This window comes from Micromonospora sp. BL1 (assembly GCF_003667485.1).
Lineage (GTDB): Bacteria > Actinomycetota > Actinomycetes > Mycobacteriales > Micromonosporaceae > Micromonospora > Micromonospora tulbaghiae.
The window spans coordinates 1-13,672 of sequence record NZ_RCVK01000230.1; the positions used below are offsets into that span (position 1 = coordinate 1).

16 protein-coding genes and 1 pseudogene are annotated in these 13,672 nt (G+C 74.6%); 11 read left to right on the forward strand and 6 right to left on the reverse strand.

The window, feature by feature from the left end:
• From EAD96_RS14475 to EAD96_RS14485, 3 genes and pseudogenes are all read right to left on the reverse strand, one after another.
• A pseudogene (locus EAD96_RS14475) lies at window positions 1–576 on the reverse strand (hypothetical protein); the annotation flags it as partial.
• Between the two features lie 49 nt (window positions 577–625).
• Window positions 626–988, reverse strand: coding sequence for a hypothetical protein (locus EAD96_RS14480; protein WP_013288977.1), 363 nt, complete (start codon window positions 986–988; stop codon window positions 626–628).
• 14 nt (window positions 989–1,002) lie between these two features.
• On the reverse strand, window positions 1,003–1,317 hold the full coding sequence (locus tag EAD96_RS14485) for a hypothetical protein (RefSeq protein ID WP_013288976.1): 315 nt from the start codon (window positions 1,315–1,317) through the stop codon (window positions 1,003–1,005).
• Window positions 1,318–1,675: 358 nt separating this feature from the next.
• Here EAD96_RS14485 and folP point away from each other — a divergent pair, with 358 nt between their 5' ends.
• The 7 genes from folP to EAD96_RS14520 all read left to right on the forward strand — a co-directional run bounded on the left by folP (window position 1,676) and on the right by EAD96_RS14520 (window position 6,376).
• Complete coding sequence (gene folP, locus EAD96_RS14490) at window positions 1,676–2,644, forward strand: dihydropteroate synthase (RefSeq protein WP_233585773.1); 969 nt, start codon at window positions 1,676–1,678, stop codon at window positions 2,642–2,644.
• Window positions 2,641–3,000 carry a dihydroneopterin aldolase gene (folB, locus tag EAD96_RS14495; RefSeq protein WP_043327897.1) on the forward strand — a complete coding sequence of 120 codons (360 nt, stop codon included), beginning with the start codon at window positions 2,641–2,643 and terminating at the stop codon, window positions 2,998–3,000. Before folP ends, folB begins: the two co-directional genes overlap by 4 nt.
• Window positions 2,997–3,524, forward strand: coding sequence for a 2-amino-4-hydroxy-6-hydroxymethyldihydropteridine diphosphokinase (gene folK, locus EAD96_RS14500; protein ID WP_121684635.1), 528 nt, complete (start codon window positions 2,997–2,999; stop codon window positions 3,522–3,524). The genes folB and folK overlap by 4 nt, the downstream gene beginning before the upstream one ends.
• An 85-nt stretch (window positions 3,525–3,609) precedes the next feature.
• Window positions 3,610–4,098: a DUF3180 domain-containing protein gene (locus tag EAD96_RS14505; RefSeq protein WP_120574102.1), complete on the forward strand. Its 489-nt coding sequence runs from the start codon at window positions 3,610–3,612 to the stop codon at window positions 4,096–4,098.
• A 114-nt stretch (window positions 4,099–4,212) separates the two neighbouring features.
• Window positions 4,213–5,439 carry an ABC transporter permease gene (locus EAD96_RS14510; protein ID WP_121684636.1) on the forward strand — a complete coding sequence of 409 codons (1,227 nt, stop codon included), beginning with the start codon at window positions 4,213–4,215 and terminating at the stop codon, window positions 5,437–5,439.
• Window positions 5,440–5,498: 59 nt separating this feature from the next.
• On the forward strand, window positions 5,499–5,801 hold the full coding sequence (locus tag EAD96_RS14515) for a hypothetical protein (protein ID WP_120572796.1): 303 nt from the start codon (window positions 5,499–5,501) through the stop codon (window positions 5,799–5,801).
• Between the two features lie 83 nt (window positions 5,802–5,884).
• Window positions 5,885–6,376 carry a hypothetical protein gene (locus EAD96_RS14520; protein WP_091425714.1) on the forward strand — a complete coding sequence of 164 codons (492 nt, stop codon included), beginning with the start codon at window positions 5,885–5,887 and terminating at the stop codon, window positions 6,374–6,376.
• 2 nt (window positions 6,377–6,378) lie between these two features.
• Here the strand turns inward: EAD96_RS14520 and EAD96_RS14525 are convergent, their stop codons facing one another.
• Window positions 6,379–7,371, reverse strand: coding sequence for an ABC transporter ATP-binding protein (locus EAD96_RS14525; protein ID WP_121684637.1), 993 nt, complete (start codon window positions 7,369–7,371; stop codon window positions 6,379–6,381).
• A 2-nt stretch (window positions 7,372–7,373) separates the two neighbouring features.
• Between EAD96_RS14525 and EAD96_RS14530 the strand changes: the two genes are divergently transcribed.
• The 4 genes from EAD96_RS14530 (at window position 7,374) to EAD96_RS14545 (ending at window position 12,050) form a co-directional block, all read left to right on the forward strand.
• The gene (locus tag EAD96_RS14530; protein ID WP_121684638.1) at window positions 7,374–8,063 is read left to right on the forward strand and encodes an ABC transporter permease; all 690 of its coding nucleotides are present in this window, start codon (window positions 7,374–7,376) and stop codon (window positions 8,061–8,063) included.
• Window positions 8,060–8,782 (forward strand): ABC transporter permease, encoded by a 723-nt coding sequence (locus EAD96_RS14535; protein ID WP_120572799.1) that lies wholly within the window; start codon window positions 8,060–8,062, stop codon window positions 8,780–8,782. Before EAD96_RS14530 ends, EAD96_RS14535 begins: the two co-directional genes overlap by 4 nt.
• 153 nt (window positions 8,783–8,935) lie before the next feature.
• On the forward strand, window positions 8,936–9,940 hold the full coding sequence (locus EAD96_RS14540) for a glycine betaine ABC transporter substrate-binding protein (protein WP_121684639.1): 1,005 nt from the start codon (window positions 8,936–8,938) through the stop codon (window positions 9,938–9,940).
• Window positions 9,941–10,064: 124 nt separating this feature from the next.
• Window positions 10,065–12,050, forward strand: a complete 1,986-nt coding sequence (locus EAD96_RS14545) for a hypothetical protein (RefSeq protein WP_121684640.1) — start codon at window positions 10,065–10,067, stop codon at window positions 12,048–12,050.
• Between the two features lie 10 nt (window positions 12,051–12,060).
• Here EAD96_RS14545 and EAD96_RS14550 read toward each other — a convergent pair whose 3' ends face one another.
• Together EAD96_RS14550 and EAD96_RS14555 are read right to left on the reverse strand one after the other, a co-directional pair.
• The gene (locus tag EAD96_RS14550; RefSeq protein ID WP_199733172.1) at window positions 12,061–13,230 is read right to left on the reverse strand and encodes an NADH-quinone oxidoreductase subunit D; all 1,170 of its coding nucleotides are present in this window, start codon (window positions 13,228–13,230) and stop codon (window positions 12,061–12,063) included.
• On the reverse strand, window positions 13,227–13,672 hold a 446-nt coding region (locus tag EAD96_RS14555), incomplete at its 5' end, for an SAM-dependent methyltransferase (RefSeq protein ID WP_199733173.1). The genes EAD96_RS14550 and EAD96_RS14555, both read right to left, overlap by 4 nt.

Sequence of the window (13,672 nt, forward strand, 5' to 3'; positions counted from 1 at the left end):
CGCGGGCAGCCGGTCACCGGCCTGCTGCGGCACCCGGCTACGCGACGGCGGCGGCGGGGCGAGCGCGGCCGGCGGGTCGGGAAGGGAAGGCTCGACCGGTGGCGGTGCGGCGTGTGCGGGCTCGGGCCGGGGGCGCCCGACCGCGCGTACCCCAGGGGTCTGCTCGCGGGCCGGTGGCTCCGGTTCGGCCCGGGGCGCCGGCTCGATCGGCACGGCGGGCTGGTGCGGGATCGGCAGGGGCTCGCGGCCGACGCCGCGGCGGGGCGGCGCCACCACCGGCTCGACAGGTGCGGGCGGCGTGGACGCGGCGGGCCGCCGCCGGGGCTGCGCGCCGCCGAACAGGTCGAGGAACGGGGAGTCGATGTCGCCGTCGGGGCGTACCGGCTCGCGCGGGGTGAGCGGTCGCGGCGGCTGGAAGACGCCGACGCGGCCGTGCCCGGGGCTGGTGACGAGCGCGCTGTCGAGGACGACCTCGTCCAGATCCTCGTCCGGCGGGTAGTCGAACGATCGCGCACGGTTACCGTTGGGCCCGGCCGGGCGCCCGGCCGGGGAACCCGGCGTGGAAGAGCGACTCATGCGACCGCCTCACCCGCGTCGTTCGTCTGCACGGTTGTCGTACGCCCGGTCATGCCAGTTCCTCCCGGATCCTGATCCGGCTCGCGACGAGCCGCGGATCCCGCTGCTCGGTGGCCGGTTCCCGGGTGCGTCGCCAGTCGGTCAGCGCGGTCCGGATGACCATGCGCGCGGGCCGGTCCGGGTCGACGTACCGGAAGATGAACGAGGTCGTCACGATCGCCAGCGAGATCTCCCAGGCGGGGAACAGCTCGACCTGGAGCGTGAACAACCAGTGGATGAACATGTAGAGGGGTACGAGCAGCATGAACAGGCCGTACTGGGCGTACGGCAGGTGGACGGGAAGGGTGTACCCGGGCGGCCCCAGGTAGACGAGGCGTGCCCGGTAGATGTCGTCGTCGGTGCGCAGCCGCATCGTCGCCCAGCGCCCTACTCGAAGATCAGGTTGATCAGGTAGTCGCCGACGAAGAAGAGTGTTGCCGCTCCGGCGATGAAGGCCAGGCCGATGATGGCGATGGCCGAGCTGGTCAGCACCTTCGAGATCTCACCCCGGCTGGCCCGGCCGATGAAGATCACCCCGAGGACCGCGAGCAGGATCGGCGCGATCTTGCTGGCGAAGAAGGTGACGACGTTGTCGGTGTCGATGCCCTTCGGGGCCGGCTCGGCGAGTGGAGTCGACGCCAGGGTGTGGAGCGCGTGGTCCACGGCACTGGACGCCGTTGCCATGAGCTCGATGGCGATCACTGGAAACCTCCCCAAGGTCGCGGCCGGCGGCGCCGCGTTGGTGCAAGTAGGCAAGCCTGGCGGGATGGTGCTCGTCAGAGACAGCGCCGTCAACGCTGAGTCCGTCACCCACCACGCAGAGTGGTGAGTTTTGGGGGGATTCTTCCCGCTTCGGCCCTCCCTCCAGGCTTCGCCATCTCGATGCTGGGCAATTCCAAAGCGTACGGCCCGGCCACCTTTGCGACAAGCCGTGAAGACTCGACCTCCGACGGCCCGGATGACCGATCGTACACCTGTTCCAATGCGCACGTCAGGGGTGCCGCGTCGGGCGCTCGCCCGGTGGCCGGAAGCCCTGCCGGCGAACGGTACTGTCGGGTCCGTGACCGATCTGGTACGGGCGGAGACCCCGGTGGTGATGGGCGTCCTCAACGTCACGCCCGACTCCTTCTCCGACGGCGGCAGATACGCCGATCTGGACGCGGCCGTCGCACACGGGGTGCGACTGCGCTCCGACGGCGCCGACCTGATCGACGTGGGTGGCGAGTCCACCCGGCCCGGCGCCGAGCGGGTCGACGCGGAGACGGAGACCGCCCGGGTGCTGCCGGTCGTCCGCGAGCTGAGCGCCGCCGGCATCCGTGTCAGCATCGACACCAGCCGCGCCCGGGTCGCCGAGGCAGTCCTCGCCGCCGGCGCGTACGTGGTCAACGACGTCTCCGGCGGCCTCGCCGACCCGGACATGGTCCGGGTGGTCCGCGACGCCGGCTGCCCCTGGGTGCTCATGCACTGGCGGGGGCACTCCCGGGGGATGCGCGAGCTGGCCACGTACACCGACGTGGTGGCCGAGGTCCGGGACGAGCTGAGCCGGCGCGTCGACGCCGCGCTCGCCGCCGGGGTGGCCGCCGACCGGATCATCGTCGACCCGGGCCTGGGTTTCGCGAAGACCGCCGCGCACAACTGGGCGCTGAGCGCCCGCCTGCCCGAGCTGGTCGACCTGGGCTTCCCGGTGCTGTTCGGGGCCAGCCGCAAGTCCTACCTCGGACGGCTTCTCGCCGACCCGGCCGGCGAACCCCGCCCCACCGCCGGGCGGGAGGCCGCGACCGTCGCGACGAGCGTGCTCGCCGTCGCGGCCGGCGCCTGGGGGGTACGCGTGCACGACGTCCGCGGCACCGCCGACGCACTCGCCGTCTGGCGTGCCACCGGCAGGCCCCGGCTCGCCGGCGCGACCGGCGCACGGCGTACGAGCACGTCGTCGGCGGAACCGGCCACCGGCAGGCGGCAGGCGGGAACGGCCACCGGCGGCACCCGGCCGGCGCAAGCGGCCACCGGCACGAGCGGAGGCGACCGATGACCGACCGGATCGAGCTGACCGGCCTGCGTGCGCACGGCCGCCACGGGGTCTACGACTTCGAGCGCGCACAGGGGCAGGAGTTCGTGGTCGACGCGGTGCTCGAACTGGACCTGGGCCCGGCCGCGCGCTCGGACGAGGTGACCGACACCGTGCACTACGGCGAGCTGGCCGAACGCCTGGTCGCGGTGATCACCGGCGAGCCGGTGAACCTGATCGAGACGCTCGCCGACCGGCTGCTCGCGGTCTGCCTGGCCGAGCCGCTGGTGGCCGCCGCGACGGTGACCGTGCACAAGCCGGAGGCCCCGATCCCGCACGCCTTCCGGGACGTCGCGGTCACGATGCGGCGTACCCGATGACCCGGGCCGTGCTGTCGATCGGCAGCAACCTCGGCGACCGCCTCGGCCACCTGCGCGGCGCGGTGGCCGCGCTCGGCGACCGGGTGCTGGTGGTCTCCGGTGTCTACGAGACTCCACCGTGGGGGGACGCCGACCAGCCCGCGTACCTGAACGCGGCGGTGATGGTCGCGGACCCGGCGGCGGCGCCGGAGGACTGGCTGGCCCGCGCCCGGGCCGCGGAGGCGGCCGCCGGGCGCGCCCGCGACCCGAAACGGCGGTACGGGCCCCGCACGCTGGACGTGGACGTGATCGCGGTCTGGGACGACGCCGGTGAGCCGGTGCTCCGCGACGATCCCGAGCTGACCCTGCCGCATCCGCGGGCTCACCTGCGCGCCTTCGTGCTGCGCCCGTGGATCGACATCGAGCCGCACGGCCGGCTGCCCGGGCACGGCTGGCTGACCGACCTGCTCAACGCCGAGCCGCTGGCCGGGGACGCCCTGGAACTGAGCCCGCGACCCGATCTGACGCTAGAGTCGGACACATGACCCGGTGGATCGTGGCCCGGCAGTGGCGAGCTGAGGAGGTGCGGTGAGCACCGACCGCTCCCCGCAGGGGCCCGACCGCTTCCGGATGGGTCCGACCCGGGCCTCCACGCTGGTGGTGGCCGGCCTGGCCGCCGCCGCGGTGGCCTGGCTGCTGATCAGCGGCTTCTACTACGACTTCGCGCCCGACCTGCCCTGGCTGCCGGTGATCACGCTGGCCGGGCTGGCCGTGCTGGAGGGCTACGCGGCGGTCAACACCCGGGGCCGGATCGAGCGGCGGCCCGGCCGGGAACCGGTGAACCCGCTGCTGGTCGCCCGGTTCGTGGTGCTGGCCAAGGCGTCCGCGCTGGCCGGGGCCATCTTCGCCGGCTTCTACGCCGGCCTGACCGGCTGGCTCTTCGTGGAACGCACGAACGCGGCGGTGGGCGATCGCCCCGCCGCGCTCGGCGGCCTGATCGCCGCGCTGGCGCTGGTCGCGGCCGCGCTCTGGCTGGAACGCTCCTGCCGCGTCCCGGAGCAGGAGGACGACGAGGACCGCGAGCCGGGTGACCGGGAGACGCCCCGCGGGCGTCTCTGAGGGTTCCCCACGCCCCGGCCCGGCGGTACCGTCCCTGGCGACCGGAGAGCGACGGCCGCCACCGGTCCGCCCGCCCGTGGGCCGGACGCGGCCACCTGGGGGAGGCGCGAGCCAATGGCGTACGACGATGCGGGCCGGACAGCGCCGCCGGAGACGTCGTCCGGGGTGCCCGCTGCCGTACTGGAGCACGTCTTCGACGACCCGGCGCACGGCGAACCCGGCCGGGACCGGATCGCGGTGCACGTGCTCTGGGAGTTCGTGCTGCTCGCCGGCCTGGTCGCGATGGCCTGGCTGCTCTGGCGGGAGGACGCGGACGCGCTGCGCGGCGGCGCCCTGAAGACGCTGCTCGTCGACGTCGCGGCGCTCGGCCTGCTCACGCTCGCCGCCGGCCTGAGCCTGCGGGCCGGCGCGGTGAACCTGGCGATCGGCCCGGTCGCGCTGGCCGCCGCGCTGCACTTCGCCGAGCAGGGCGACCGGGGCATGCGGGAGGCGCTGCTGCCGGCGCTGGCGGTGGCGGCGGTGGCCGGGCTGGCGCTCGCCCTGGCCGTGGTGGTGCTGCACGTGCCCGGATGGGCGGCGAGCCTGGCCGGGGCGGCCGGCGTGATCGTCTACCTGGAACGGCGGACCGGCCCGGTGGCGGTGCAGGGTGACTACGACCCCCGCCGCAGCGCGCTCTACTTCTTCGTCGGCTTCGCCGCCGTGGCCGTCCTCGGTGGCCTGTTCGCCGCGATGAAACCCGTACGCCGTCTCATCGGCCGGTTCCGTCCGGTCGCCGACCCGGCCCGGCGGCGCGGCGCGGTGGCCGCCACGGTGACCGCACTGGCGCTCGTCGGGTCCACGGTGCTGGCGATGCTCGGCGGCGTGCTGATCGCGGCGAACGGGGACGGTCAGGTCGCGCCCGGCACCGGACTGGACTGGACCGTGCTGGCGGTCGGCACGGTGATGCTCGCCGGCACGAGCGCGTACGGGCGCCGCGGCGGCATCTTCGGCACGCTGTTCGCGGTCTGCCTGGTGGTGGTGTTCCTCGCCTGGACCGTCCCGTACGGCTGGACGGTCAGCCGGTGGGCGCTCGGCGCCGCCGTGCTCGGCGTGGGCCTGCTCGCCACCCGGCTGGTCGAGACGTTCGGCCGGCCGCGCCCGGCGGCGACGGTCGGGACCGGCCCGGTCCGCCCGGCCCGGGACGGCGCGTTGAGCGGCGGCTGGACGATGACCCCGGCGCCCGAGCCGGCCAACACCTGGCCGTCGGTGCTGCCGGTACGCCAGCACGACACCCCGGTGGAGGCATGGGAGGCGCCGCGCTGGGACAACGAGCCCCGGCGCTGGGACGCCGACGACCGCTGACCGGCGGCCGCCGTGCGTCCGGCGCGCCCGGACTGATCTCTCCGGTTAGGCTCGGCGGCATGACCGAAACTCCCGCCCCCGGCGGCCGCACCTTCGACGAGCTCGACAAGCTCTCCACCGAGGAGCTGCGCGAGCAGGCGTTCCACCTGGCGCGCGAGCGCCGCGACGTGGGGTTCTTCTGGTCGGTCCTGCGGCACCTGCCGAACGCGGACGAGGCCGCCGCGCTGGACGGCGCGCCGAACTCGGTCGGCCCGACCATCGACGAGGCGAACGCGCTCTGGCGTGAGCTGACCGGGCACGGCTACGAGGAGTCCGCGCCGCTGCTGCGCGCCGCCTTCATCGACTACCTGATGAAGCACTGAGGTCGATGACGGCACGCCGGCCGACGGCGGCCGACCGGTTACGCAGGTTTGCCCGGCGGGACCGGCCGGGAACTGACCGCCGCATGGCTCTGAGCAACCGCCCCCGCACCGTCTCCCGGTACGGCTCGGCCGCCGGCACCGGCACGCTCGCCGCGTTCCTGCTCGTCGCCGTCGGCGGCAGCCCGATGTACGTGGACTGGGCGCAGCGCGGCACCGACCCGACCGGGGCCGGTGGCTGGTTCCTGCGGCTGCTCGCCTGGCCGTCCTGGCGGTGGCACGCCGACGAGGGCGTGTTCGCCACCAACCTGCGGGCGATCCTGCTGATCGTGCTGGCCGCGGCGCTGCTGTACCTGCTGCCCGGCCCGCAGACCGACCGGGTCACGTCCTCGGGCAGCCAGTTCCTCTCCGGCTGGGGCGCGTACGCGCTCGCGGGCGGGCTCAGTGCCCTGCTCGCCACGCTCCTCGGGCCGCACGGCTCGCTGTTCGCCGCGTTCCAGGCGGCCAGCACCGGCGTCACGTACGGCTTCTTCGCGGGCTGGATCGTCGGACTGGCCAGCCTCGGCGGCCGGGCCTGAGCTCAGTCCACGGCGCCCAGCGTCAGCAGCCGGGTCCGGGCGAGCAGCCCCACCGCCCGGCCCTCCTCGGTGACCACCGCGTGCTCGGCGCCGGCGGTGAGCAGCGCGCCGAGCGCGTCGTACGCCGAGTCGCCGAGCGCCACAGTGGGCAGGCCGGTGCCGCCGTCGGCCGGGAGCGGGTCGAGCACCGCGCGGGTCACCGGGGTGACGGCGAGCCGCCGGATGCCCCGGTCGGCGCCGACGAACTCGCGGACGAAGTCCGAGGCGGGCGAGCCGAGCAGCGCTGCGGGTGTGTCGTACTGCTCCAGCCGGCCGCCCTCGGACAGCACCGCGATCCGGTCGCCCAGCCGGACCGCCTCGTCGAGGTCGTGGGTGACCAGCACGATCGTCTTGCGTACCTCGGCCTGCAAGCGCAGGAACTCCTCCTGCAGGCGGGTCCGGACGATCGGATCCACGGCCGAGAACGGCTCGTCCATCAGCAGCACCACCGGATCGGCGGCCAGCGCCCGGGCCACGCCGACGCGCTGCCGCTGCCCGCCGGACAGTTCGTGCGGGTACCGCCGGCCGAACTGCGCCGGGTCCAGACCGACGAGTTCCAGCAGCTCGCCGACCCGGTCCCGGGTCCGCTGCTTCGGCCAGCCCAGCAGCCCCGGCACGGTCGCCACGTTCGCGGCGACGGTCTGGTGCGGGAACAGGCCGACGTTCTGGATGACGTAGCCGATGCGGCGGCGCAACGCCACCGGGTCGACCCGGGTGACGTCGTCGTCGCCGAGCAGGATCCGCCCGTCGGTCGGCTCGATCAGCCGGTTGATCATCCGCAGCACCGTCGACTTGCCGCAGCCGGACGGGCCGATCAGCACCACCAGCTCGCCGGCCGCGACCTCCAGGCTCAGCTCGCGTACCGCCTCGGTGCCGTCCGGGTACCGCTTGCGGATGCGCTCCAGCGTGATCGACGCCGCGCCGCCTCCGGCGGTGCCTCCCGGGGTACCGTCCACGTGTGTCCCTCCACCTGAGCTACCGGGCCGACCCGGGTAATCCGTGGTTCTCCTGGCAGTACGTGCGGGACAACTCTGACACGATCCTCGCCGCGCTGCGGGAGCACACCTCGCTGACCGCCCGGGCCGTGGTGATCGCCGCGCTGGTGGCGCTGCCGCTCGCGGTGCTCGCGTACTGGTTCCGGTCGCTGTCGGCCCCCATCCTGGCGGTGACCGGGGTGCTCTACACCGTCCCGTCGCTGGCGCTGTTCGCGTTCCTGGCGCCGTACCTGGGGATCGGCGCGATCACCGTGCTCACCGTGGTGGCGCTCTACGCGTTGCTGGTCATCGTGCGCAACGCGCTGGCCGGGCTGACCCAGGTGCCACCGGAGGTGCGCGAGGCCGCCGAGGGCATGGGGTACGGCAGGTGGGGCCGGCTGTTCCGGATCGAGCTGCCGCTGGCGTTACCCGGCATCCTCACCGGCGTACGGCTGGCGACCGTGTCCACCGTCGCGCTCGTCACAGTCGGGGTGGTGGTCGGCCGGGGCGGGCTCGGCCAGCTCATCTTCGCGGGCTTCCAGAACAACTTCTACAAGGCGCAGATCATGACCGGCACGGTGCTGTGCGTGCTGCTGGCGCTGGTGCTCGACCTGGTGTTCGCGGGCGTGGGCCGCCTGCTCACCCCCTGGCTGCGCGGGAGGTCCGCCCGGTGAACCCCGTCGAGCAGGCAGTGGTCTGGCTGAACGACCCGCTGAACTGGACCAACCCCGGCGGGGTGCTGGACCGCCTCGGCGAACACCTGAGCATGTCCGCGCTGGCGGTGCTGCTGGGCTGCCTGGTGGCCTGGCCGATCGGGCTCTGGCTCGGGCACAGCGGCCGGGGCGGTGGGCTGGTCCTGCTGGTCTCCAACGTCACGCTGGCGATCCCGACGCTGGCGCTGCTGACCATCCTGCCGCTGACGTTCCTCGGCTTCGGCCGCCCGGCCGTGGTGGTGGCGCTCGCGGTCTTCGCGGTGCCGCCGCTGCTGGCCAACGCGTACACCGGGGTGCGGCAGGCCGACCCGGAGGCCCGGGACGCGGCCCGGGGGATGGGCCTGTCCGGCGGGCAGGTGCTGCGCCGGGTGGAGCTGCCGCTCGCGGTGCCCTACCTGGCGGCCGGCTTCCGTACCGCGGCGGTGCAGGTGGTGGCCACGGCCGCGCTCGCCTCCTTCGTCAACGGCGGTGGGCTGGGCCAGATCATCCGGGCCGGGTTCGGGCTCGACATCGCCGCCGGCGGCGGGCAGATCATCGCCGGCGGGGTGCTGGTGGCCGGGTTGGCCCTGCTCGTCGAGGGGGTGCTCGCGCTGGTGGAGCGGTTGGTCACACCCCGCCCGCTGCGCCGCGTACGCCGGCGGGCGAGCCGCCGCGCGACGGCGGCGACGGCCGGCGGCTGAGCCGTCGGTGACGATCAGGTGACGAAAACCGCTCCGAGTTTGTCGGTCGGGTCCGGAAGATATTGGCTGGAGTCGCGGGTGGCCGTCCGGATCGCCCGTCGGACACGCGGCCGGCCCGGCAGGGTCGCGCCGGGACACGGAAGGCGGGCACTGATGCGCGCGCGTACGACACTGGCCGCGGGGGCGCTCGGCGCACTCACCGCGGCTGTTCTCCTCACCGGCTGCGGCGACGCCGGCTCGTCCGGCACCGACGCGCCCGAGCAGGGCGCCTCGGGGGCGGGCTGCGCGCCGGTGGCGGGCGACCAGCTCGTCGTCCTGACCGACGACAAGAAGCTCCAGAACACCGACAACGTCATCCCCGCGATCAACGCGAAGGCGGCCACGCCGCAGCTCGTCGCCGCGCTGGACAAGGTCTCCGCGAAGCTCGACACCCCGAAGCTGATCCAGCTCAACCGGGCGGTCGACGTCGACCGCAAGACGCCCCAGGTCGCGGCCCAGGAGTTCGCCTCCGCCAACGGCGTGACCGACGGGATCGAGAAGGGCCCGGGCGGCCAGATCACCGTCGGCGCGGGCAACTTCAGCGAGAGCCAGACCATCGCCGAGCTCTACAAGATCGCGCTCACCGCGGCCGGCTACCAGGTCAAGGTGCAGACCATCGGCAACCGGGAACTCTACGAGCCGGCCCTGGAGAAGGGGCAGATCCAGGTCGTCCCGGAGTACGCCGCCACCATGGCGGAGTTCCTCAACACCAAGGCCAACGGCAAGGACGCCCAGCCCGTCTCCTCGCCGGAGCTGGACAAGACGGTCGCGGCGCTGAAGACCGAGGGCGACAAGGCGGGCCTGGCCTTCGGTCAGCCGTCCCAGGCGCAGGACCAGAACGCGTTCGCGGTCACCAAGGCGTTCGCCGACAAGTACGGCGTCTCCACGCTCTCCGAGCTGGCCGCCAAGTGCTCCGGGCAGGCCACCGTGCTGGCCGGGCCGCCGGAGTGCCCGCAGCGGCCCAAGTGCCAGGCCGGTCTGGTCGAGGTCTACGACTTCAAGGCCGGCTCGTTCAGCTCGCTGGACGCGGGCGGCCCGCAGACCAAGAACGCGCTGAAGACCGGCTCGGCGAGCGTCGGCCTGGTCTTCTCCTCCGACGCGGCGCTGGCCGCGAGCTGACGCACCACCGCCGGCCGGCGCCACGCGTGCCGGCCGGCGGCACGGCGGCCCTGTTCGACGGGCCGCCCATCGAGTGGTGCCGACCCGTTCCCCTCCGGTGGAACTCTCGGTAGTCTGCTCAGCCATGCCCGCCTCGGTCGCGCCCGCCGACAAGAGCACGCCCACCCTGCTCACCGTCCTGTTCTGGGTCGGTGTGGGGCTGGCGCCCCTGGCCGCGCTCATCCTGCTGATCGCCGACGGCAACGGCTCCCTCCGGTTCGGCGCCGTCCTGGCGATCCTCGCCGTCGTGCTGATCGGTCTGTCCATCGCGCTGCGACCGGAGGGCGGTTCCGGGGGTGCGGCCGCCGAGGAGATGCGCGAGGAGTTGGCGCAGCTCCGGCGGGAGCTGCGGGCCGAGATCGTGGCGGCCGCCCAGCGCGGCAACCAGGCGCTCGACCAGGCACGCCGGGCCGAGGAGGTGGCCGGCGCGGTACGGCACCGGCTCGACGCGGCGGCCGCCGGACTGGCCTCCGCGCCCGCGTCCGCCTCCGTCTCCGTGGCCTCCTCCGCGCCGGCGCCGGAGCGCCCGAGCGGCGCGGCCCGGGTGCCGGTCACCGGCACGCCCGACGTCGGCCGGGCGCATCCGGCCGGCCGGGACGACGACGATCCGGCCCGGTCGGCGTACTCCGGCGGCCGCTACGGAACCGACTACGACGCGGACCCGCCTCGGACCGGCCACCACGACGCCGACGCGCCTGCGGTTTCCCGCTACGACGCCGACTCGCCTGGGGGCGGCCGTTACGACGTCGAACCGCCTCGGGCAGGCCGCTACGACGCCGAGCCGCCCCGGACCGGCCGTTATGACGCCGAGCCGCCGTCGCGTGCGGGCCACTACGAGACCGGGCACCCCCGGGCCGGCCGCTACGACTCCGCATCGGCCCGGGCCGGTCGGCACGACGCCGAGCCGGCGCGGGCCTCAGCGCGTCCCGACCAGCCGGCGAGCGGGGTGTACGGCGCGGCGCGGGTGTCCGACCCGGTCGTCCGCCCGGAGACCCGCCCGGTCGGCGTGGTCCACCACACCGAGACGGTGCACGTCACCACGCGGCACACGATCGTCGGCGGTGGTGAGCCGTCCGGCACCCGGTACGGCGGATTCCCCGGCGGCTGGCCGGACGAGGACCGGTCCCGGGGCACGGACCCGGCCGACCACTGGCGCGCGGGACAGCGCGACCCGGGCGACCGGTCAGGCCACCGCGCCGGGTCCGACGACGGTGGCCGCCGCGCCGGGCCGGACGACGGCGGCTGGGGCGGCGGGGCCGGCGACGACGGGCACTCGTGGACCGACCCCGGGCGTCCTGCTGCCGAGCATCCGTGGGCGGGTGTCGGCCGAGCCGCCGCCGCGGAACAGGGCTGGTCCGGGCGTACCGCAGGGGAACAGGGCTGGTCGGGGCGTACCTCCGGGGGCGGCTGGTCGGGCGACCAGGGCCGGACGGCGGCCGACGAGCAGCGACCCTGGTCCGGCGGCGGCGACGACCGGGCCGGGCGAGCGGCGAGCGCCTGGCCGACGGGCGCGGCAGACGTACCGGAGGCCCCGGCCGGCCGGGCGGGCACCGACGGGGACCAGTGGTCAGAGATGCGTGCCGGCAACCGGTGGGCCGCGGTCCGCGACGACGGTGCGGGCCGGGAGATCCGGCTCGGGGAACGGCGGGCCGCCGTGCACGCCGACGGTGGCGGCACGGAGTACCGGGTCGAGGACCGGTGGGCGTCGGTACGCGGCAGCGGACCGGACGCGAGCGCGCCGGACGCACCGGACGCCCGATGGTCCGGGGAGAGCCCTCCGGCGCTGCCGGCCGGCGGGGTGCCGGTGCCGGACGAGTGGCGGCCGCCGACGCAGCGCAGCGGCCAGCCGGAATGGCGCCAGCCACCCCCGGAGTGGCGTCAGCCCGAACCGGAATGGCGCCAGCCGGAACCGGAGCAGTGGCGCCGGCCCGAGCCGGAACGGCGTCAGCCCGAACCGGAGCAGTGGCGTCGGCCCGAGCCGGAATGGCGGCCGGCGGAACCGGAGTGGCGCAGCCCGGAGCACGGTGGGCACGGCCGGCCGCACCGGGACGACGCCGACCGCTGGCGCTGACCGCTCACGATCACTTGTCGATGTCGCCCACCACGAAGAACATCGACCCGAGGATGGCGATCAGGTCCGGCACCAGGCAGCCGGGCAGCAGCGACGACAGCGCCTGCACGTTCGCGTACGAGGCGGTGCGCAACTTCATCCGCCACGGCGTCTTCTCGCCCCGGGACACCAGGTAGTAGCCGTTGATGCCGAGCGGGTTCTCGGTCCAGGCGTACGTGTGCCCCTCGGGTGCCTTCAGCACCTTGGGCAGCCGCGTGTTCACCGGCCCGCTGATCCGGTCCACCCGGTCCAGGCACTGCTCGGCGAGGTCGAGTGAGACGTACACCTGGTCGAGCAGCACCTCGAAGCGGGCGTGGCAGTCACCGGCGGTCTTCGTCACCACCGGCACGTCGAGCTGGTCGTAGGCCAGGTACGGCTCGTCGCGACGCAGGTCGAGGTCGAGCCCGGACGCCCGGGCGACCGGCCCGGACGCGCCGAACGCGGCGGCGTCGGCGGCGGACAGCACACCGACCCCGACGGTACGGGCCAGGAAGATCTCGTTGCGCCGGATCAGGTTGTCCAGGTCGGGCATGCGGCGGCGTACCTCGGCGATGGCGGCGCGGGCGCGCCCGGTCCAGCCCGCCGGCGCCTCCTCCTTCAGGCCGCCGACCCGGTTGAACATGTAGTGGATCCGGCCGCCGGAGACCTCCTCCATCACCGCCTGGATGGTCTCCCGTTCCCGGAACGCGTAGAACATCGGCGTGATCGCGCCGATCTCCAGCGGGTACGAGCCGAGGAACATCAGGTGGTTGAGCACCCGGTTCAGCTCGGCCAGCGCCATCCGCAGCCAGGTGGCGCGCTCCGGCACCTCCATGCCCATCAGCCGTTCGACGGCGAGCACCACGCCCAGCTCGTTGGAGAACGCCGACAGCCAGTCGTGCCGGTTCGCCAGCACGATGATCTGCCGGTAGTCGCGTACCTCGAAGAGTTTCTCCGCGCCCCGGTGCATGTAGCCGACGATCGGCTCGGCGGCGACCACCCGCTCCCCGTCGAGCACCAGCTTCAGCCGCAGCACGCCGTGCGTCGAGGGGTGCTGCGGCCCGATGTTGAGCACCATGTCGGTGCCGAGCTGCTCACCGCCGGCGCCGGTGCCGACTGTGAGCTCGCGGAGGTCGGCGGCGTCCGTGGTCATGCCCGTCATCGTGCCACGACCGCGTCGAGCGCGACGCCGACCGGCTGCCGCAGCCACAGGTGCCCGCCGAGCCCGGCCGGGTCGGTCAGTTCGGCCGCCGCCGAGGCCGCGGCCAGCGCCCGCAGGTAGCCGGCCGGGTCGCGGGAGGCCAGGCTCAGCGGCGGTCGCCCGCCGTCGGCCCCGAGCGCCCGCAGCGCCTCCCGCTGCGAGATCAGGGAGTACGCGCACCGCGCGACCCGCTCACCGGCGGAGGCGACCGAGTCCATGGCGACGTGCGCCGTCACGTCGCAGGACCCGTCCGGGACCGGTGGCACCTGCCGCCCACGTCGGTACCCGGTGAGCGTCCCGTCGAGGGGCCGCGACTCCCGCAGATGCCCGTAGTCCACCGCGAGCGCCAGCCCGCGCGCCACCTTCCCCACCGCCCCGGCCCAGGCCAGATCCCGTCCCACCC